Genomic DNA, 21454 nt, shown 5'->3' on the forward strand with positions numbered 1-21454 from the left:
ATCACATCAGTTCCCATTCAAACGCCTGTTTTAATCCCCTTATTTTAACTCTTTGAACACATATTTAAACCAATAGATGTTTAAACGCTAATTTCTTTCTAATATCTCCATATTTTACTTGTTCATTTGGATTTAGTTTCTACATTTGCGCCTTATTGATAATTAATCTAAATAAATTCAATGGGTAAATTCTACAATTCTCTTTTGTTTGCAGCCTTTTTCCTTTTTTCACAAGCTGCATTTGCACAATTATCCCTTTCCGGGAAAATTACCGATTCCAACAACCAGCCGGTTCCTGGTGCAACTATCAAACTGATTGAAACCGGTACCGCAGTCAGCACTGATCAAAACGGCTCTTTCGGTTTTGCCGATCTTAAAGCTGGAAGTTATACGTTCAGCATTTCTTACATTGGGTTTGAAACCAGGAATGTGAAGTTTAACCTCAGCAGCACTCAAAATAAACTGAACATAGTTCTCCATGAACAGCAAAACGCATTGCAGGACGTAGAGATTACTGGTCGTAAGGAAAAGTCTTACAAGAACACCAAATCTTTCTCCGGTACCAAAACGGAGACTCAGCTTAAATACGTTCCGCAGTCGATCAGCTATGTAACCAAAGAGGTAATTGATGATCAGCAGGCTTTCAGAGCTGGTGAGATCATTAAAAACGTAAGTGGTGCATCTACATTTTCATACTACAACAACGACATTACATTACGTGGTTTCAGAACCAGCACAGCCTTAATTAACGGCCTCAGAACCTCAACAGAGGGCTGGAGTCAGCCAATATTGGCCAACGTTGAACGTGTTGAAGTGATCAAAGGTCCTGCATCTGCCTTATTTGCCAATACCGATCCGGGTGGTACCGTAAATACAGTGACCAAGAAACCGCTGGACGAAAACCGTAAAGCCATCAGCTTTGGTACCGGAAGTTTCAATACCTACCGCATGAGTGCAGATTTTACCGGTCCGATGAATGAAAATAAAACCTTGCTATACCGCCTAAACCTGGCCTATCAGAATGCAGAATCATTCCGCGTACTGCAAGGCGGCGAAGATTTTATGATCGCCCCATCCATTTCCTTTATTCCGGATGATAAGACTTTGGTTAACTTCGACCTGGTTTATTCGAAATCAAAAAGTCGCCTGGACCGCGGACAGCCCATCTTTGGCGCTACCGCCGGAACGGATCTCTTCTCTACGCCAATCTCATTTGCCATTGGTAAGAGAAATGACTTTTTAAATGAACTGAACTTATATGTGACTACCTCCTTTCAGCGTAAAATCAGTGATAAGGTAACCTTCAATGCTTCTTACATGAAATTTATGTACGATGAGGATCTGTTGGAACACCGTACTTCTAACCGGTATGCAGTGGATCAGGCCGGGGTATCAATTCCTACCCTGATGGAAATGCAGACCATCCGCAGGCAAGGAAAGAATTATAACGATAACATTTCCCTATACCTGGTTTCTGACTTTAAAACTGGTCCGCTGGAACATAAACTCGTAACGGGCTATGATTATCTTCAGAACCAAACACCGGTTGGTAACTCCAGCTATAATGCAAGAGGTTACCTGAACGCGGCCAGAACCGGTTCTATCAATTCATATGATCCGCTGAAATCGGCAAACTATGCCATCGTTGGCGGCCGGCCGGTTCCTAACGTTCCGCACTTTGACCTTGTAAACCCGGATTACTCCATCTCCGAGATCTCTAAATACATCAACGTTTCCACACAGACTGAACCCGCTAAATACTATGTAAATGGCATCTATGTACAGGATCAGATTAAATGGGGAAAATGGAGAGCCCTGCTTGCGTTGAGACAGGAATACTATACCGACATCCTTGCATTTAAGAAAGCAACTGAAAAAAGGGTAGAGCAAAGTGCGCTGATCCCAAGGATTGGCGTGGTCTATTCTCCGCTGGAAGAAGTGAGCTTGTATGGAACATATACTGAAGGATACCAGCCACAGGGTGCTACTACTGTTGGTGCCCCGGAAATTTATGGCGGTCCGTTTGATCCGCTGATCAGCAACATGTATGAAGTGGGTACCAAGACCGAGCTTTTTCAAAAACGCTTGTCCGTAAACCTTGCTTTCTATAGAATTGAGCAAAACAATACCCTGATCAATGCTGGTGATGGGGTTAACCCGGATCTGCTTCGCCAGATCGGACAACAGCGCGCTAAAGGGATTGAAGTAGACATCAACGGGATGGCTTTAAGCAACCTGAGCATTACCGCCAACTTCTCCTACAGCGAAGCAAAGATCACCAAGAGTACCATTGCTGGTGAGCAAGGTTCAATATTGCCGAATGCACCAAAGGTTCAGGGCGGCCTGTGGGCAAAGTATAACTTCCTGATTCCTGAATTGAAAGGTATTGGCCTGGGTGCCGGCGCCAACTATACCGGTAAACGCAATACCTTAAGTACCATCCTTACCCTGCCGGAATATACGGTGTTTACTGGTGCCTTATATTACAGCGTAGATAAATTTAAACTGTCTGCCAACCTGAACAATGTATTTAACAAAACGCATTGGGTAGGTGGTTATGACTTTAACCGGTTATATCCCGGTGCACCAAGAAACTTTATGATGAGTGTGGGTTATACCTTTTAATAACCAGTAACAATGAGAACGTTGAGAACGTTGAAAACGCCGGGAGAGCCGGGAACGGATGTGAGCTTAGCGCAGGCCAAAAGCGTTGAGAGCTTTAAGAGCGTTAAGAGCGCCAAGAGCGTTAAGCGCACTGAAACAGGAGATAAGAAAAAGAAAAAGCTGATGTGGACCATCCACCATCTGGCAGGTCTATATGCAGGGATCTTAATTGCCATACTTTGCTTTACAGGTGCAATGGCCGTATTTATTCCGGAAATTGACTTTCTGATCCAGAAGCACTATTATTCGGCTTCATCGTCCTCAACGCTCTCAACGCTCTCAACGATTCCAACTTCCTCAACGGCCTCAGCATTGTCATCGTCACCATCTGATGATATCAAGTTCAGCAGGTCTTTGGCTGAACTTCAAAAAAAATATCCGGAGATGAGCGGGCTGACCATCAGCCTGCCTCGTCAACCCGGACAAGTGGCAGTCTTTAACTTTAAAGACGGTAAAAAAACTTTTGCATATTTTATTGATGCTGGCCGCGATCGTGTGGAAGGCAGCAGGAACCCTTTAAATTCTGTAGCTAATTACCTCAGACAAATGCATGTCCGCTTGTATGAAGGCTTTTGGGGCCGGCAGCTGGTGGGCATTGGCGGTATTGCCCTGCTGGTAGTTACCATTACCGGCTTCTTTATTTATGCCGATTTCATGAAAAAACAGCCGTATCCGGAAATCAGGCAGAAGAAAGGAATGCGGATCTTAATGGGCGACTGGCATAAGATCTTAGGAATTAGTGCCCTTGCTTTTAATTTTGTAATTGCAGCTACCGGTGCCTGGCTGGGTTTACAGCCTAAGCTCGAAAAATGGTTTAACATTGAGAACCCAAATGACTTTACACCTAAGGTGATCTATAGTCCGGAATCAGATGCAAAAATGGCGGTAGCATGGCCTGAAGTGCTTAAATCGGTAAAGCGTGAATTCCCGGAATTGATTCCTGTCAGTATCGTTCCTTCTGATGATGGCAGTGCGACAATAAGTATTACCGGCAACATCAAAGGACTGATCTATGAACGGAATATAAATACCCTGCTGTTGTCTAAAACTACCTTAAAACCAGTTTTTAAGTATGACATCCGGGAGAAGCCATTTAGTCACCAATTCTATTTTGTACAGGAAGGACTTCACTTTGGTGATTTTGGCGGTTTGGCCGTTAAAATACTTTATACCGTGCTAGGCTTAATTACGAGTTTCCTGTCCATCAGCGGTTTCATCGTTTACTTTTACCGGACCGATAAAAAAGAGAAACGCAAATTAAGTCCGCTAAAGATTACCTTCATCTATATCCTGATCATTATCCTTGTGCTCACGGTTATTGCATTGATCAGTACGCTGATTGGTTATAAACAAGCCGCAACGCTGGCCGCCATATTGGTTAATGGAATTTTGACAGGCTATCTCATTTATGTTATACTGCAGTATTTTTTAAAGAAATACAGATCAAAACCCATGGCTGCATGAAAGAATTTCGCTTAATCCAGCATAAGCTGATCCCGCTGGCGTTGTTTATGCTCAATATAGGTGTAATCCACCTGGTTTATTTGCTGGCTGCTTATTGCTATACACCATTCGTAATCCCGATAGCCATCTGCTCCGTTTTTATGACATGGAGTATCGTTAAAAAAAATAAGATCCTGATTTATTTATCAGTAGGTGCATACCTGGTTGTTCTGCTTAGCAATATTTGTCTTTAGCAATTGGATCTGTAACAACCAGCATTTTATGCGTTAACACCTTAATTACCAGGGACTATCAAGTCCGTTCTGTAAAGCCTTCTGGTATAATGCTTCATCAAACTGATACAAGTAGGGCGCTTTAAATGCACCGCCCGTCCGTTTTTTTGACAAACGGGTAAGGATGTTATAGTTGATGATCCGTCGCTGAAAGTTCCTTCTATCGAGCTTAATACCCAGTATGGTCTCATACAAACGCTGCAGTTCCGGCATGGTAAATTCTTTAGGCAATAGATTAAGTCCGATAGGGTGAAAGTTGAGGTGCAGCCGTAGGGTTTGCAGTGCTTTTTCAATGATCTTTTGATGATCGGAAACCAAGGGAGGGAGGGAACTAATGTCGCACCAGGTACATTGGATCGAGTAAAAATCACTTTTGGGATTTACTTCTGTATATTCAACCAGGGCGTAAAAGCCGACAGTAACAAAGCGGCCCAGCAGCCACTGCCTGATTTCAGCAGAAAGTTTGTCATCTTCAACATTCTCAACGCTCTCAACGCTCTCGACGTTCTCAACGTTCTCAAGTTGTTTAACCAGTTGTTTCTCCCTGTTGTTCATGCGGGTTCGTTCCGGATCACCGAAGACGTGGAACTGTTCTAAAAAAATTCCGGTTAGGCCGGTACGCTCCTGCAGCACGCGCTTGGCAGCATCTTCTAAAAATTCATCTTTAAATATAAAGCCGCCGGGTAAGGCCCAGTTCTCTTTATCCTTGAGCTCTAACAGCAAAATCTTCAAGTCATTATCATGAAAACCAAAGATCACCAGATCTACAGAAATGGCAGGCAAATAATTCTCAATGTCTTTTTTAAATTCAATGTTACGGCTGTTACTCATAGGTACACTTAGGAAATAAGATTGGGACACACCCAAAATAAAAAATTATAACTAAAAGGCACAATGTAAAAAAATATAATTATCATTACGTCAGTAAAACGCAATGTAAGCATAGATTGCTTTATTTACCCAAATATAAATAGTATGAAACGTATTCAAATACTCGTATTCATAGCCTGTATCATTTCGGCCAGGCTGTTTGCCCAAAATCCAGCATCAAAGCCAGCTCAGCTAAAGATCTCTGCCGGTCTCATTGAAGGAACAGTTGAAGCTTCAGGTATAACAAGCTTTAAAGGCATCCCGTTTGCAAAACCACCGGTTGGCCCGTTGAGGTGGAAAGCGCCACAACCCTTAACAAGCTGGACGGGTATCCGCAAAGCCGACAAGTTTGCGCACAACCCAATGCAGAAAAAGGTGTTTGGAGATATGGGATTCCGCTCAGCGGGGATGAGCGAAGATTGCTTGTACCTGAACGTATGGACCCCGGCAAAAACAGCAAAGGAGAAATTGCCAGTTCTGGTTTATTTTTATGGCGGAGGCTTTGTTGCCGGTGATGGTTCTGAAGCACGTTATGACGGAGAAAATATGGCAAAGAAGGGGATCGTTACACTTACCGTAAATTACCGGCTGGGTGTTTTCGGGTTTATGGCCCACCCGGAACTGAGTAAGGAGTCTGCACAGCATTCGTCTGGAAACTATGGCCTGCTGGATCAGAATGCCGCATTAAAATGGGTAAAAGAGAACATCAGCAGTTTTGGCGGAGACCCAAAACGCGTGACGATCGCAGGAGAGTCGGCCGGCTCCATTTCTGTATCTGCCCAAATGGCTTCCCCGCTGTCCAAAGATCTGATTGCCGGTGCAATCGGCGAAAGCGGGGCCATGATTCATCCTACACTTGCCCCGATTCCGCTGGAACAGGCCGAGAAGAACGGGGTTGCTTTTGGTAGTAAGGCAGGTGCAGCTTCATTGGAAGCACTACGCAACCTGCCGGCAGATCAGCTGTTAGAAGAAGCCTCAAAGCCTGGTGCGTTCAGTACCGCGGCAAATGTAGATGGATATTTCCTGCCTAAAACACCATTGGAGATCTTTACGGAAGGCAAGCAGGCTTTGGTTCCGCTTCTTGCGGGATGGAACTCTGCTGAAGTACCTTTCCAGGCTTTGATGTGGGGAGATGCACCGACACCTGAAAACTATAGCAAAAAGATTAAACAACTATATCCTGATCATACAGACCAGGTTTTAAAATTATATCCGGGTAAAACACAGGAAGAAGTTATTGCTTCGGCCACTGCATTGGCGAGCGACCGCTTTATTGTATACAGCACCTGGAAATGGCTCGATATACACCATAAAACCAGTGGAAAACCGGTATACAGATACCTGTTTTCCAAGTCTAAACCCGGACCAAAGGTGGTTCCTATAGAAGGGGCAGGCACACAGCCGGCTGAATTTGACGGTGCCCCTCATGCATTCGAGATCGAATATGCGATGGGAAACCTGGCTACCAATGCTACCTATACATGGACAGCAGATGACCGGAAGATCTCTGACATCATGCTCAGCTATTTTGCAAACTTCATTAAAACAGGAAATCCCAACGGATCTGCACTTCCAGAGTGGTCGCCATTATCAAATACCGTTCAGCTGATGAATATCGGCATAAATACTGCACAGGAGGCAGAAAAGGATGGAGCACGGTATCTTTTTCTGGATCAGATGTATAAAAAATAAGAATACCTGCCAGAAAAAACGTTACCCGTTGGGCCAGGTTCAAGTTCGATGGTATTTTAAAATTTTAACTGGTAGTCTAATTTATGAGGCCTTACAATCACCTTGCTGTGATTTGAACAATTTTCTGTACCTTTTGCTTTGAATACGAATCTTAGAACGCATGAAAAAATTATTCGGGATCCTCCTGATCCTTGTTGTTCAGTCTGGCTTAATCTATGCTCAGGAGAAACCCCTGACTATTATTTTACTTCGCCATGCGGAAAAAGAAAATGACGGGACCAAAGATCCGGCTCTTTCCGAAAAGGGAAAACAGTTTGCGCAAAAGATCTCCAGCGTCTTAGCTGAAGTCAGGATTGATGCTGCCTACTCAACGTCTTATAAACGTACCAACCAAACCATTGCGCAGTTAGCTGCTAAAAATCAGGTTGCTGTAAAGACATACGATCCCTCAAAAAGTAATGAACTGATCCGGGAAATTGAAAGATCCGGAAATAAAACCATTGTTATATCCGGACATTCAAATACGGTGAACCTCATTTATAACCTCCTGATAAAGGATAATCCAATCAAAGAATTGGGCGACGATGAATACCGGAAAGTCTTTATAATTACCTATGATCCGGCAGCGCCCTCAAAAAGCACGGCCCTGAAATTAGATCTTAACCCTTAAAAATATGTCGAATATTCAACTTATTATTGAAGAAAGGCCAAACAACATAGGCAACTTCATGGTCGGTAGATTACTCCCGTTTCGTGAAAAACGAATGGTTGGCCCTTTTGCATTTATAGACCACATGGGGCCTGTACGCCTGAGCGACCATGAAAACCTGGATGTTCCGCCACATCCGCACATCGGACTTTCTACATTAACCTATCTTTTTGAAGGTTCAATACAGCATAAGGACAGCCTCGGTACTGATATTGAAATTAAACCCGGACAGGTAAACTGGATGACCGCAGGAAAAGGGATCGTGCATTCTGAACGGACACCGGAATACCTGCGTACTTCCGATAAAATGCTCCACGGACTACAGATCTGGGTGGCCCTGCCGAAAGCTTTGGAAGAAATGGATCCCGAGTTTTTTCATGTTGAAGAACACGAAATGCCGGTGTGGAATGCAGATGGGGTTCATTTTAAACTGATTGCCGGTGAAGTGCTCGGAAAGAAATCAGCAGTGCCTGTCTATAGTCCGCTTTATCTGCTCGAACTCAAATCAACAAGCCGGCAAACCATTACCATTGGTAAAGACCTGTTTGGTGAAAGTGCATTGTATATCCTCGAAGGTGCCATTGAGAGTGAAGAACATGTCTTCGGGCCTAAGCAGATCCTGGTTGCCAAAGACAGCAAGCTGTGTGAATTTGTGATGCAGGAGAACACCACTGTTTATATTTTTGGTGGTGAGGCCTTTCCTGAAGAACGTACCATTTACTGGAACTTTGTAGCCTCCAGCAAAGAAAAGATCGAAGAGGCAAAGAGCCGCTGGCTGGAGCAATCCTTTCCAAAAGTACCCGGCGAAACAGAATTTGTACCCCTTCCAAACCAGGTTCCTGGTGTAAAATTTAAATAAAGATTATGAATATTGAACAAGTTAACGACGAACGAAAAGGTGCATTTAAAGCCATTGAAAATGGTGCTGAAGCCGGTGTGATGACCTATGTCTGGGCTGGTCCCGGTAAAATGATCATTGATCACACCGAAATTGATCCTTCCTTTTCAGGTAAGGGTGTAGGTAAGGAATTGGTGATGAAAGCGGTGGCCTATGCAAGGGAGCATAAGATCAAAATACTGCCGTTATGCCCATTTGCAAAAAGTGTATTCGACAAAAATGCCGACATCCACGATGTGCTGTTTTAAAGATTAAAACAGCGTTTTTACCTTAGAATCAATCTCTGAAATGACCCGTGCATCGATAATTATCCTGGCATGGGTCGTATCCGTATAGCGTACAGCCGTAGTGGATGGATATTGCGCTAAAAAGTTTTCAATGTATGCTGCCGGAGAAATTGCATCGCTGGCTTCATAGAACAGGTGGTGGCTAACCCGGCCTTCATAGCTAAACATCTGGTCTAACGTAAACTCATCGGTACTCATGCCATATAAAGCCTCAAAATCGCTGAAGAAGGTTTGCTGGGCTTCTTCTGAAATAGAAACGCTGTCCATTGATGATTTAAAGTTCTCCCTGAGCTTTACCAGCGGGGCAATGCTGATCAGGAGCTTTGGATATTCATCCATCTGCTGAATGGCCCTGATATTCGCCATGCCGCCTAAAGAATGACCAATCATCACATCCGGGGTGCCATGGATCAGCTGGATCTGTTTGATGGATTCTACATACAGGATCAGGTTGCTTAATGCACCCTCAGAACTTCCATTTCCCGGCGCATCAAATGCGATAACCTGCACCTCTTTATGCTGCAGTAAGGTATGGATCAGTTCACTGAAATCAATTGCTTTTGAGCCCCATCCATGGGTAAGAAGAATTTTAACCGGGCCCTTGCCCCATTTAAAGCAGTTAACCCGCAATTCGGACTTGCTGAAATATTGATCGTAAACTTTAAAGGATGAATATTCCGCTGCATCCAGCAGATCCTGCTGGTGTAAACGGCTGGGCATCTTTGGCGAATAACAGATTAGCTTCCATAGTAATGGCTGCAGCGCCTCCGGGTTTTCTCCGCCTAGCCCCTTAATATTTTCAACGATCTGCCTCAGGTTCTTCATGCTCAAATGTGACAATTAAAGAATGAAAATCCTAATCTGCAGGCTTATCTGCCAGCTAGATTGACAGTAAAATGATCGAACAGGACAGGGCCCTCTATGGTATTCTGCTGCGGGATCGTATAATATTCTCCGGAAATTCTAAGACCATCTGCATCTTTATCCACAGCAACCTTTAAAAAACCGTGACGGTTGTCGCAATAGTTCTCCAGCTGCACCTGGTTCAGCAATTTGCTTTCCATACAAAACATGGGATCATAAGGGTTGGCGAGCTGATGCAGCTCATCAAATCCGCCGGCACCGGCCACAATATAAGGAACAGTCTTACCGTCATTGTACTGCTTGTTAAAACGCTGGTAATTGTGTACATGCCCGCTGAATACGATATCCGGTTTTACGCCGGCTTCTTCATAGGCTGAATCTAAAAATTCAATCATGGGTAAACTCGAGCCATGATTTACATCTGCTGAATAGGGGGCATGGTGCATACAAACGATAATTGCCTTGTCTGGATGAAAGCGTGCTGCATGCTGTAGTTCTTTTATGAACCAGTTTCGCTGTTCTTCTTTAATGTGGCCATATTTTGGAACATTGGTATGCAACCCAATTACGGTTGCCAATGGTGCCTGCATTGTCCAGTATACATGTGGCTGTACCTGGCTTTTTCTGCCGCCGTCCGGTCCGAAATAAATTGTTTTGGGACAGGTATTGCAAAATGCAGTATAGAATGCTTCCAGACTTTCGTAATGTGCCTCACTCTCCGGATTAACATCTGAATCGTGATTTCCGGCAATGGCGAAAATAGGGCCGGGGTAGCTTTCAAAAGGTTTTAAAAATTGATCGTTGTACTGTTCTGCTTCTCCATAATGGTACACAATATCTCCAAGATGGTATAAAAAAGCAGGCCTGTCCTTTTCTTCCGTTGCCAATAGGTACTGTGCTGCCATTTTTCCGGCAACTTGTCTCTGCAGGTCTCCCGGTTTGGAACCACCGGTATCACCTACCATATGGAAAACCATCCGTTCCGGATTTTTTAGCGCAACTTCCCTGGCAAGCTCAAGGCGGTATGGATAACTGCCGGAAGGCTGCGGAAGCGGTTGAAATTTATGGATATCGTTAACCTCATCTGTTTTAAATACAGCATTGTAAAGAATTTTTGTACTGATCATAATTTTCGGATTTACTAACTATTCTAAAATTAGCTTCCTAATATTAATTCAGCATTAATAATTAACTTTTAACACAACCTTATTCTTTACTTAACAAACGTTTTTGGAGAAAAAGCAGGGTATTTAGCTGTTGATATAACTTTCCAGTTGTGAAATGGTCTGTTTCTGATCTGCAATGATGTATTTAACCACATCGCCGATGGATACCATTCCCACAACTCTGTCCAGCACTACAACAGGCAAATGCCGGATGTGCTTATCGGTCATGATCTGCATACAAAGATCGATACTGTCTTTTGGTGTAACCGTGATCGGATCGGCCGTCATCACTTCTTCCATAACGGTATCTGCAGAAGATTTACCGTATAGAATGATCTTTCGTGCATAATCCCGCTCTGTGAAAATGCCCAGCAATGCATGGTCCTCCACGATTAATAAGGCACTCACATTCTCTTCCATCATTAAATGTAAGGCTTCCAATACAGATGATTTTTTGGCAACCGCGAAGACCTGAAGCGGCTTGGAATCCAGTATTTTTTGTACGGTATTCATAACTGATTTATATTTAGGTAGTTAAACTTAACTAAAAAAAGTCAAATCAGCAATAACAAAAGATAAATACCTGATTATTTTGTTTAAGCAGTAACGCTAAGTAAAGGCAGGATCTCTTCTACATACTTCCTGTCGTTTGCCAGCCTCGGAACTTTATGCTGACCACCAAGTTTGCCTTTCGCTTTGAGCCAGTTGTAAAACGTATTATTTGGGGCATTGTGAACTTTCGGTCTCCGTAAAGCCATGTCTTTAAACCGCTTGGCATCGTAATCTGAATTTACCGCCCTCAGCGTTTCGTCCAGCACATCTACAAAGCGCTCAAAATCATTCGGCTGCTGGTCAAATTCAATGATCCACTCATGACCGCCAACTTCCTCTCCTTTAAAATAGATCGGACAAGCTGTATAGTCCTTAAATACAGCGCCGGTTTCATTACAGGCCTTGCAAATGGCCTGCTCTGCATTGTCAATGATCACCTCTTCGCCAAATGCATTGATGAAATGTTTGGTTCTTCCGGTAATTTTGATCCGGTATGGAGATAAGCTTGTAAACTGGATGGTATCTCCAATCATATACCGCCACAACCCGCCATTGGTAGAGATGATGATGGCATAGTTCTTATTCAGTTCAACCTGATCAAGACCCAGGGTATTTGGATGTTCTTCTTCCACATGTTCCAGCGGAAGGAATTCGTAATAGATCCCGTAATCCAGCATCAGCAGCATTTCATCAGAATTTACCTCATCCTGAATTCCGAAAAAACCTTCAGAAGCATTATAGGTTTCCAGGTAATACATTTGGTCACAGGGAATCAGTTCTTTGAACTGCTCCCGGTATGGTTTAAAGTTTACCGCACCATGGGTATACAGTTCCAGGTTAGGCCAAACTTCAATCAGGTTGTCCTTTCCGGTCATTTCCAAAACTTTTTTGGCCAGAACGATGGTCCAGGTAGGTACGCCTGCAATACTCGTCACATTCTCTTTAATGGTGGCCTCGGCCATCCGTTCAATCTTTTCCTCGTAATTGTCCATCAGCGCAATGGAAATGTTTGGCGTCCGGTAATATTCAGCCCACATCGGCAGGTTTTTGATCAGTACCGCAGAAAGATCGCCATAAAAAGAATCTTCATTCAGTTGGTTGATCTGGTGACTGCCGCCCAGTACCAATCCCTTTCCGGTCATGATCTGATTTTCGGGCCGGTTGTTGCAAAAGATCGATAGAAGATCTTTACCTCCTTTAAAATGGCAATCCTGTAAAGACTCTTCCGAAACGGGAATAAACTTACTGCGGTCGCTCGTGGTGCCGGATGATTTAGCAAACCACTTAATCTCTGATGGCCAGAGAATATTTTGTTCCCCTTTAAGCATGCGCTCGATATAGGGCTTCAGGGTATCATAATTTTGGATCGGAACCCGCTCCTTAAACTGCTTTGGGGTTTCAATGCTCCTGTAATCGTATTTTTCTCCCCATTCTGTATCTTCAGCACTGGAAATGAGTTTATGAAACCATTCTTCCTGTACATCATGCGGATATTTCATGAACAGCTCGATCTGGTGAACGCGCTTTTTCATATACCAGGTGAAAATTGAATTTACAATTGCCATGTGTTAATCTAAAGGTTGATTATAAGTTTTTACTGCGGAGCACGAAGTTAGAACCAAGATATACCCTTCTTACCATTTCATTTGCGGCCAGTACTTCCGGAGTTCCGGATTCAAGGATCTTTCCCTCAAACAAAAGGTAGGCACGGTCGGTAATTGATAAAGTTTCCTGAACATTATGGTCGGTAATTAAGATACCTATATTTTTTTGTTTTAGTTTAGCCACAATCGTCTGGATCTCTTCCACTGCAATCGGGTCTACCCCGGCAAAAGGCTCATCCAAAAGAATGAAGTTAGGGCTGGCCGCCAGTGCCCGTGCAATCTCCGTTCTCCTGCGCTCACCACCCGAAAGCAGGTCGCCGCGGTTCTTGCGTACTTTATGCAAGCTGAATTCACTGATCAGTTCTTCCAGTTTCTCATGCCGCTCTTCCTTACTCATCGTTGTCATCTCCAGGATGGCCATGATGTTGTCTTCCACAGAAAGTTTGCGGAATACTGAGGCCTCCTGTGCCAGGTATCCGATTCCCTTTTTTGCCCTGCGGTACATGGGGTCACTGGTAATGTCCTCATCATCTAAAAAGATCGTGCCTTCGTTAGGTTTGATCAAACCAACGATCATATAAAAAGAAGTAGTTTTACCGGCCCCATTTGGGCCTAAAAGACCAACAATCTCACCCTGACTAACGGAAAAGGAAACGTCATTTACTACGGTACGCTGTTTATATTTTTTAATCAGGTTTTCAGCTCTTAATATCATTCAGGTCTGTTAATTATCAGGTTTAATCGCTTTAATGTTCAATTGCAAACGACGCTGGTCTTTCCAAACATTCTCCTCAACTGTATAACAAACAGAAAAGGGACCGTTTGGTTGTAAAAGATTTTCATCTTCTGCCAGTCCAAAGCCGATGCACTCAAAATTAACGGAATTTTGTTGCTTTAAGTTTAATTTTAAATGTTTTCCGCCTACAATATAAGGTGTTCCTGTTAAATATACGCGATGGGTTACAAAAATGGGCGCAGCGTTATGCGGTCCAAATGGGGCCATCTGCGCAATGATCCGCTGAAACTTACCGTCAATCTGGTTAAAATCGATCTCAGCATCTATTTTGATCTCCGGACAAAGCATGTCTTCTGTAATGGTTGCCGCAACAATGTGCTCAAAACGTTCAGAGAACAATGCTATGTTCTCTGGCTTAATGGTTAGGCCGGCAGCAAATTTATGGCCGCCAAACTGTACCATCAGGTCTTCACAGCCCAGCAAAGCCTCATACAGGTCAAAGCCTGCAACGGAACGTGCAGAGCCGGTAAACAAGCCATTGGATTCGGTTAGCACAATGGTAGGCCGATAGTATTTTTCTGTCAGTCTGGACGCTACAATGCCAATCACGCCTTTATTCCAGCTTTCATGGTAAACGACCGTAGTCTTCTTATTGATCAGGATTTCACAGTCATCAATTAATGCCAGTGCTTCTGCGGTAATGTTCTGGTCGGAGGTCTTACGGTCCGTATTTTGAAGGTTGATGAATAGGCTTTGTTCCTGCGCCAGGTTGTCTTCCGTGCAGATCAGCATCTTTACCGCCTGGTTGGCGTGATCCATCCGTCCGGCAGCATTGATCCGGGGAGCCAGCACGAACACCACATCGGTAAGGGTATACGTTTTGGCCTGCCGCCCAGAAATATCCATCAGGGCTTTTAAGCCAATGCATGGATCTGTATTCAGCTTAATCAGGCCATGATAGGCCAGAATGCGGTTCTCATCTTCTACAGGAACAATATCTGCGGCAATGCTCACCATAACCAGGTCAATGTATTTCAGGTATTTTTCGGCCGGCAGCTGGTGTGTCAGGCTATATGCCTGGATCAGCTTAAAGCCAATTCCGCATCCGGCAAGTTCTTTAAACGGATAACTGCAGTCTGCACGCTTTGGATCAAGGATGGCTACCGCATCCGGCAGTACCTCTCCGGGTAAATGGTGGTCGCAAATGATAAAATCAATACCCAGCTCATTGGCATAGGCAATCTTGTCGACAGATTTAATGCCGCAATCCAGTGCAATGATTAAGGTAAAGCCATTAGAACCTGCATAATCAATACCAGCGGTAGAAATTCCGTAACCTTCCTTGTGCCGGTCTGGAATATAGTATTCTATATTTGTAGTCAGCTCAGTAAAAAAACTATAGACCAGCGCCACAGAAGTGGTGCCGTCTACATCATAGTCGCCATAGATGAGGATCCGTTCGTTATTTTCTAATGCACGTTCTATCCGTGCAATGGCCTTGTCCATATCCTTCATTAAAAAAGGATCATGAAGCTTAGTCATCTGTGGGCGGAAAAAATCTTTTGCCCCGTCAAAGGATGAAATGCCCCTTTGAACCAGGATCTGTGCCAGGCTGTTGTCTATATTTAGTTGTTGTGCAAGCAACCCCACTGTTTCTTCACTTGCCTTTACGGCCTGCACCCATCTTTTTTTCATTTCTATTGGTTGTTTTTATCGTTGATGACGCGATCTGAGTTAAAGCGCATTCCATATATGGCACATGTTCCATATCTTTGCAATGATATCGTAAATATATCATTTATTATTTTTTTCTCCACCTAATTACTATGCCATTGCAAGTTTTCACATTATTTGAAGGTTCCTATTCCGTTGATGCCACTAAGAAATTTGTTCCTTTTGATCCCGCAAAGGACAATCCAAAGGACCGTCCGGCATCGTTATTCATTCATGTTCAGCCCTTCCTGGTAAAGCTAAAAGATTCGCTGGTACTGATTGATACCGGACTGGGGTACAGCAATGAAAAGGGGCAACTGATCCTTCATGAAAATATAAGGAAAGCGGGGTTTGATCCGGATGATGTAGATCTGGTACTTATGTCGCATTTACATTTTGATCATTCAGGAGGTATGGTGCACAACCAGGATGGTAAGATGGACCTGAGTTTCCCCAATGCTACCTATGTCATCCAGCGCGGAGAGTGGGAAGCTGCGTTCACCAATACCTCATCCTCTTACCGGACAGAGATCTTTGATTTTTTACAGCGAAATGCGCAGCTGCGTTTTATTGAAGATTCTGGCAGCCTGACCACTGAGATCAGCTATGAACTGACCGGAGCACACACGCCGTTTCACCAGGTATTTTTGCTGAGCGATGGTAAGGATACCATTTTCTTTGGTGGTGATGTTTTGCCAGAACCGGAAGAACTGGTTAAGAAGTTCATTGCCAAGTACGACTATGATGGCAGGAAAGCAATGGAACTGAGAGAGAAATTCGGACAGCAGGCCGCAGCCGAAAATTGGAACTGCCTGTTTTACCACGGTAAAAGCAGAACAACGGGACACGTTACCTTAAACGATGGACAGTTTAAAATAACAGATTAAACGTTAATCAGTCGAAGCAGTTCTGAAAGCCGTTCTATGGAAAGCGGTTTTGAAATAAAGCCTTTAATGGTTTTAAAGGTTTTGGCTTTTTCTATATCATTTTCATAGACAGAAGAAGAGAGCATATACATCTCTGCATGCTTTGTAACATTTAGCTGATCATAGGCCTCTAAAAATTCCCAGCCATTAAGAACAGGCATATTGATGTCTATCAGCATCAGATGAGGAAACAGTTCATTGTTCTCTGAAATCTGTTTCAGGTAATCTACAGCAAGCTGTCCATTACTTTTAGAAATCATATTGACCTGGTAACCAGTTTTTTCTACTATCTTTTTAATGATGAAAATGTTAATTTCATCATCGTCGATAACAAGAAGGTTGATTTTAGAATCTGTCATAATTTAGCGAGGAATATTCTATACGCCTAAGATATTAAAATATATATAAATGTTTAAACTCCCAGTTTAATAAAGTGCAAAAAAAAGGCCATTATTTAATATAATGGCCTTTCTCAATAAAAATATTATTTATTTCTTAGCTACTAACTTAATGGCCAATTCGAACTCGTCGTAGATCATTTTGTCGCCCACATCAGGAAACATGCCTTTAGATCTGTATTTGATGCCGTATTTTGTACGGTCAACGATTACTTTTTCCGCTGTTGCTGTAACTGTACCATCTGCATTCCAAACAATTGTTGCCGGGAACGTAACTGGATTACTTACTCCTTTAATGGTTAGATCGCCTGTAACATTTACGATATTACCGCTTCCGCTCACAATTTTCCTGATTGCAAAAGTAGACGCTGCAAATTTATCAGCACCAAAAAAATCGTCAGCTTTTAAATGTTTTTCCAGATTTGCGCTTTTATCAGCGTCCTTGATTGTAGTCATGTTGATGGCAAAGTTGCCACCTGTTAACTTTTTGCCATCAAACAACAATTCTCCGGATTGAAGGTCGATCGTTCCATTATGGCTTCCGGTTAGTTTTTTGCCTACCCAGGTTAATGTTGATTTTTCAGTATCTACTTTGTAAGAAACCGGTTTGGCCTTGAAAGCCGAAGTGGCAGCTACAATCAGTAGTAAGGCCAGTGATGTGATTTTTAATTTCATTTTTAGTGGTTTGTTTAGTGCCGGTAATTTAACCTTTTGCTGTATTTAGAAGATAAATATAGCAAAAGGTTTAAGTAAAAAAATAATTACGATACGGCTTCTTCCATATAGCTTTCAATCGGAGGGCAGGCGCATACCAAAGATCTGTCGCCAAATGAATCATTAACCCTTCCAACCGATGGCCAGAATTTATAAGCAGCCACATAAGGAAGCGGGAATGCAGCAGTTTGTCTGCTATATCCATGTTCCCAGGCATCACCCGTAACCACTGCAGCCGTGTGCGGTGCATTTTTTAACGGGTTATCTGTTCTGTCCAGCTCGCCATTTTCAACGGCTGTAATTTCCTTTTTAATCGCAATCAGTGCATCACAGAAACGGTCAAGCTCATGCTTAGGCTCACTTTCCGTTGGCTCAACCATTAAGGTTCCTGCAACAGGGAAAGATACCGTAGGTGCGTGGAAGCCATAATCCATTAAACGCTTGGCAATGTCAACCACCTCAATTCCGAAGTTTTTGAAGCTGCGGCAATCCAGGATCATTTCGTGTGCACAGCGTCCGTTTACTCCAGAATAGAGAACAGGATAGTGTTCTTCCAGGCGGGCTTTCATGTAATTGGCATTTAAGATCGCATAACGGGTTGCATTGGTTAATCCTTCAGCACCCATCATCGCGATGTACGCATGAGAAATGATCAGGATCGATGCAGAACCCCATGGTGCAGAAGATACTGCAGGAATAGACTTGTCGTTGTTAATATCTACCACAGCGTGACCAGGAAGGTAAGGAACCAGGTGTTTGGCAACACCGATCGGACCCATACCAGGACCACCGCCGCCGTGAGGGATACAGAATGTTTTGTGTAAGTTAAGGTGACAAACGTCTGCACCAATATTCGCCGGACTGGTTAACCCAACCTGTGCGTTCATGTTTGCGCCATCCATATAAACCTGTCCGCCATTCTCATGAATGATGGTACAGATGTCGATGATGCTTTCTTCAAATACCCCGTGTGTAGATGGGTAGGTTACCATCAGGCAGGAAAGGTTGGCTGCATGTTCTTCAGCTTTAGCTTTCAAATCATCCACATCAATATTTCCATTCTCCAATGATTTAACCACAACGATCTTCATGCCTGCCATTGCAGCAGATGCAGGGTTTGTTCCATGTGCAGAAGAAGGGATCAAAGCGATGTTACGGTGATCGTCGCCACGGTCCTGGTGGTATGCACGGATCACCATTAAGCCTGCATATTCACCCTGGGCACCAGCATTAGGCTGTAAGCTCATGGCAGCAAAGCCAGTGATCTCGCTCAACCAGCGGTCAAGCTCATTAAATACGGTATAGTAACCGGCAACCTGATCAGCAGGGGCAAAGGGGTGTACCTTTCCAAACTCAGGCCAGGTAACCGGGATCATCTCTGTAGTTGCGTTCAGTTTCATGGTACATGAACCCAGGGCAATCATTGAGTGACAAAGCGAAAGGTCTTTTGCTTCCAGTGATTTGATGTAACGCAGCATTTCATGCTCTGAATGGTGCGCATTAAATACCGGGTGCGTTAAATAAGCAGAGGTACGCTGCAATGCTGCAGGGATCACAGTTTCTACATTTTTATCATCAGCCAGTTCAACCGCATCGGCAGCAATAGCTTTCACTTTAGAGAAGATGCGGGTTAAGGTTTTAATGTCATTGAATGAAGTGGTTTCATCTAATGCAATCGTAACTATGCTGCCTGAATAGTTCAGGTTAATCTCATTATCGATACATTCCCTGTGGATAGAATCGGCAAGGTCGCCAAGATCTACACGGATGGTATCAAAATATGCACTGTTCAATGGGGTGTAACCTGCTTTTTCTAAAGATTTAGAAAGGGTAACCGCCAAACCGTGTGTACGTTCTGCAATTAACTTTAATCCTTTCGGTCCGTGGTAAACGGCGTAGAAACCGGCCATAATAGCTAGTAAGGCTTGTGCTGTACAGATATTGGAAGTTGCCTTATCCCTGCGGATGTGCTGCTCCCTGGTTTGCAAGGCCATACGCAAGGCGTAATTGTTGTTGCTGTCTATGGTTACACCAATGATCCGTCCGGGAATAGAGCGTTTGTATTCGTCTTTAGTTGCAAAATAGGCTGCGTGCGGCCCGCCAAATCCCATCGGAACACCAAAACGTTGTGTGGTACCCACCACAATGTCAGCACCCCATTCTCCCGGAGGAGTTAATAAGGTTAAGCTAAGCAGGTCGGCAACAACAGTTACCTTAACATTTTTCTCATGTGCTTCTTTGGCGAAGCCGGTATAATCAAATACTTCTCCGGTTCCGGCAGGGTATTGGATGATGGCACCGAAAAACTCATCAGTAAGAACAGCCGACTGGTGGTCACCGATCACAAGCTCAATACCAAATGGATTTGCACGTGTTTTTAAAATATCTATGGTTTGCGGGAACAGCAATTCCGATACAAAGAATTTTTTAGCTTGCTGGTTCTTGCGCAAGCTGAACTGCATGAACATGGCTTCAGCAGCAGCAGTACCTTCATCAAGAAGGGATGCATTTGCTATTTCCATACCGGTAAGGTCAATGACCATGGTTTGGAAATTTAACAGGGCTTGTAAGCGGCCCTGGGCAATTTCTGCCTGGTATGGCGTATATTGTGTATACCATCCTGGATTTTCCATTACATTACGCAGAATTACTCCCGGTGTGATGGTGTCATAATAACCCTGGCCGATATAAGATTTGAATACTTTGTTTAAAGAAGCAGTTTGTTTTAAGCTGCTCAGGTAATCTGTTTCAGATTTAGCCTTTGGTAAGTTTAAAGGTTGTTTTAACCTGATCTTTTGAGGAACAGTCTGTTCAATCAGCTCATCTACAGAACTAACGCCAAGCGTAGTTAACATCGCGTTCGTGTCATCAGTATTGGGCGCAATATGACGGTCTTTAAAGTCTTCTTGGTAATGAATGTTTAAGCTCATGAATTCTTTGTATAAAAGTTGCGCAAAGGTAATAAAAATACACTTATTTAGTATCCCCGGAGCGTCTGTTTTTTGCAGTGCCCTCAATAAATCTTACCGGCTGATCTTTCAGCTAATTATGACGCTTATTTAGTGCTTTAACTGGTGCAGGTACCGTTGTATGGTGTTCTCGAGTCCGAGGTAAAGGGCATCGCTGACCAGGGCATGTCCAATGCTCACTTCCAGTAGTCCCGGAATGCTTTCAGAGAAGTACTTCAGGTTGTGCAGGTCCAGATCATGACCTGCATTAATACCCAGTCCAATCTCATGTGCTTTATGCGCTGCGGCCACATAAGGAACGATTGCCTTTTCCCTGTTGTCGTAATAATTGTGGGCATAAGCTTCGGTATAAAGCTCTATGCGGTCGGTTCCGCTTTCTGCTGCGGCCTTTACCATTTCAACTACGGGATCTACAAATATAGAGACACGGATACCGGCAGCCTGAAAAAGAGCTACCATCTCTTTCAGGTAATCTTTATGCTTAATGGTATCCCAGCCATGGTTGGAAGTGATCTGCCCGTCTGCATCAGGTACCAGGGTAACTTGCGCAGGTTTGCTGGCAAGCACGAGATCTACAAACTTCTGTTCCCTGCAGTTTCCTTCAATGTTGAATTCTGTAGCAATCATAGCTTTGAGGTCAAACACATCCTGGTAACGGATATGCCTTTCATCGGGACGCGGATGCACCGTGATCCCTTCCGCACCAAAGCGTTCGCAATCCAAAGCTACTTTTACCAGGTCCGGATTGTTGCCTCCACGGCTGTTGCGCAGGGTCGCTATTTTATTGATGTTTACTGAAAGTTTTGCCATGGCTCAAAGATAATTATTTTTTATAACGGTATTTTCCAAAAAATCGTGTTAAAAAATGATTGGACTATATCGGAACGCGTCTGGTTTGTGCTTAACTTAAACGATATTTTCCGAAGATGGATCTGCGATGGTTCCGCACTGGTATT

The 21454-nt window shown here is 43.6% G+C and carries 19 protein-coding genes; 8 read left to right on the top strand and 11 right to left on the bottom strand.

Features of this window, described 5'->3' with window-relative positions:
* Window positions 1–180 precede the first annotated feature (180 nt).
* Genes ATK78_RS11945 through ATK78_RS11955 form a run of 3 tightly spaced genes read left to right on the top strand, consistent with a single transcriptional unit; the run spans window position 181 to window position 4361 of the window.
* Window positions 181–2625 carry a TonB-dependent receptor gene (locus ATK78_RS11945; RefSeq protein ID WP_133576300.1) on the top strand — a complete coding sequence of 815 codons (2445 nt, stop codon included), beginning with the start codon at window positions 181–183 and terminating at the stop codon, window positions 2623–2625.
* A 12-nt stretch (window positions 2626–2637) separates the two neighbouring features.
* The gene (locus ATK78_RS11950; RefSeq protein WP_133576301.1) at window positions 2638–4128 is read left to right on the top strand and encodes a PepSY-associated TM helix domain-containing protein; all 1491 of its coding nucleotides are present in this window, start codon (window positions 2638–2640) and stop codon (window positions 4126–4128) included.
* Complete coding sequence (locus ATK78_RS11955; protein ID WP_133576302.1) at window positions 4125–4361, top strand: hypothetical protein; 237 nt, start codon at window positions 4125–4127, stop codon at window positions 4359–4361. The genes ATK78_RS11950 and ATK78_RS11955 overlap by 4 nt, the downstream gene beginning before the upstream one ends.
* A gap of 45 nt (window positions 4362–4406) precedes the next feature.
* On the opposite strand, the gene ATK78_RS11960 is transcribed toward ATK78_RS11955, so the two are convergent.
* Window positions 4407–5231 carry an NUDIX hydrolase gene (locus ATK78_RS11960; protein WP_133576303.1) on the bottom strand — a complete coding sequence of 275 codons (825 nt, stop codon included), beginning with the start codon at window positions 5229–5231 and terminating at the stop codon, window positions 4407–4409.
* A gap of 144 nt (window positions 5232–5375) precedes the next feature.
* Between ATK78_RS11960 and ATK78_RS11965 the strand changes: the two genes are divergently transcribed.
* The 4 genes from ATK78_RS11965 to ATK78_RS11980 all read left to right on the top strand — a co-directional run bounded on the left by ATK78_RS11965 (window position 5376) and on the right by ATK78_RS11980 (window position 8817).
* Entirely contained in the window at window positions 5376–6962 is a 1587-nt protein-coding gene (locus tag ATK78_RS11965; RefSeq protein WP_133576304.1) for a carboxylesterase/lipase family protein, read from the top strand.
* Between the two features lie 160 nt (window positions 6963–7122).
* The gene (locus ATK78_RS11970) at window positions 7123–7632 is read left to right on the top strand and encodes a phosphoglycerate mutase family protein (RefSeq protein ID WP_133576305.1); all 510 of its coding nucleotides are present in this window, start codon (window positions 7123–7125) and stop codon (window positions 7630–7632) included.
* Between the two features lie 4 nt (window positions 7633–7636).
* On the top strand, window positions 7637–8530 hold the full coding sequence (locus tag ATK78_RS11975; protein ID WP_133576306.1) for a pirin family protein: 894 nt from the start codon (window positions 7637–7639) through the stop codon (window positions 8528–8530).
* 5 nt (window positions 8531–8535) lie between these two features.
* Window positions 8536–8817, top strand: coding sequence for a GNAT family N-acetyltransferase (locus tag ATK78_RS11980; RefSeq protein WP_133576307.1), 282 nt, complete (start codon window positions 8536–8538; stop codon window positions 8815–8817).
* A 3-nt stretch (window positions 8818–8820) separates the two neighbouring features.
* Here the strand turns inward: ATK78_RS11980 and ATK78_RS11985 are convergent, their stop codons facing one another.
* The 6 genes from ATK78_RS11985 to recJ all read right to left on the bottom strand — a co-directional run bounded on the left by ATK78_RS11985 (window position 8821) and on the right by recJ (window position 15473).
* Complete coding sequence (locus ATK78_RS11985) at window positions 8821–9681, bottom strand: alpha/beta hydrolase (RefSeq protein ID WP_133576308.1); 861 nt, start codon at window positions 9679–9681, stop codon at window positions 8821–8823.
* A 44-nt stretch (window positions 9682–9725) separates the two neighbouring features.
* The gene (locus ATK78_RS11990; RefSeq protein ID WP_133576309.1) at window positions 9726–10847 is read right to left on the bottom strand and encodes a metallophosphoesterase family protein; all 1122 of its coding nucleotides are present in this window, start codon (window positions 10845–10847) and stop codon (window positions 9726–9728) included.
* A 123-nt stretch (window positions 10848–10970) separates the two neighbouring features.
* On the bottom strand, window positions 10971–11399 hold the full coding sequence (locus tag ATK78_RS11995) for a CBS domain-containing protein (RefSeq protein WP_133576310.1): 429 nt from the start codon (window positions 11397–11399) through the stop codon (window positions 10971–10973).
* An 83-nt stretch (window positions 11400–11482) separates the two neighbouring features.
* Window positions 11483–13003 carry a GH3 auxin-responsive promoter family protein gene (locus tag ATK78_RS12000; RefSeq protein ID WP_133576311.1) on the bottom strand — a complete coding sequence of 507 codons (1521 nt, stop codon included), beginning with the start codon at window positions 13001–13003 and terminating at the stop codon, window positions 11483–11485.
* Between the two features lie 19 nt (window positions 13004–13022).
* A complete protein-coding gene (gene lptB, locus ATK78_RS12005) occupies window positions 13023–13757 on the bottom strand; it encodes an LPS export ABC transporter ATP-binding protein (RefSeq protein ID WP_133576312.1) in 735 nt (244 codons plus the stop codon).
* 9 nt (window positions 13758–13766) lie between these two features.
* Window positions 13767–15473, bottom strand: coding sequence for a single-stranded-DNA-specific exonuclease RecJ (gene recJ / locus ATK78_RS12010; RefSeq protein WP_133576313.1), 1707 nt, complete (start codon window positions 15471–15473; stop codon window positions 13767–13769).
* A 137-nt stretch (window positions 15474–15610) separates the two neighbouring features.
* Between recJ and ATK78_RS12015 the strand changes: the two genes are divergently transcribed.
* Window positions 15611–16378 (top strand): MBL fold metallo-hydrolase, encoded by a 768-nt coding sequence (locus ATK78_RS12015; protein ID WP_133576455.1) that lies wholly within the window; start codon window positions 15611–15613, stop codon window positions 16376–16378.
* Here ATK78_RS12015 and ATK78_RS12020 read toward each other — a convergent pair.
* The 4 genes from ATK78_RS12020 to ATK78_RS12035 form a co-directional block, all read right to left on the bottom strand.
* Window positions 16375–16776: a response regulator gene (locus ATK78_RS12020; protein ID WP_133576314.1), complete on the bottom strand. Its 402-nt coding sequence runs from the start codon at window positions 16774–16776 to the stop codon at window positions 16375–16377. The two genes, ATK78_RS12015 and ATK78_RS12020, sit on opposite strands and share 4 nt — an antisense overlap.
* Window positions 16777–16905: 129 nt before the next feature.
* Complete coding sequence (locus tag ATK78_RS12025; protein ID WP_133576315.1) at window positions 16906–17490, bottom strand: YceI family protein; 585 nt, start codon at window positions 17488–17490, stop codon at window positions 16906–16908.
* 86 nt (window positions 17491–17576) lie between these two features.
* The gene (gcvP, locus tag ATK78_RS12030; protein ID WP_133576316.1) at window positions 17577–20459 is read right to left on the bottom strand and encodes an aminomethyl-transferring glycine dehydrogenase; all 2883 of its coding nucleotides are present in this window, start codon (window positions 20457–20459) and stop codon (window positions 17577–17579) included.
* 129 nt (window positions 20460–20588) lie between these two features.
* On the bottom strand, window positions 20589–21308 hold the full coding sequence (locus ATK78_RS12035) for a pyridoxine 5'-phosphate synthase (RefSeq protein ID WP_133576317.1): 720 nt from the start codon (window positions 21306–21308) through the stop codon (window positions 20589–20591).
* Between the last annotated feature and the right edge of the window lie 146 nt (window positions 21309–21454).

Source organism: Pedobacter metabolipauper, assembly GCF_004362715.1.
GTDB classification, from domain to species: Bacteria; Bacteroidota; Bacteroidia; order Sphingobacteriales; family Sphingobacteriaceae; genus Pedobacter; species Pedobacter metabolipauper.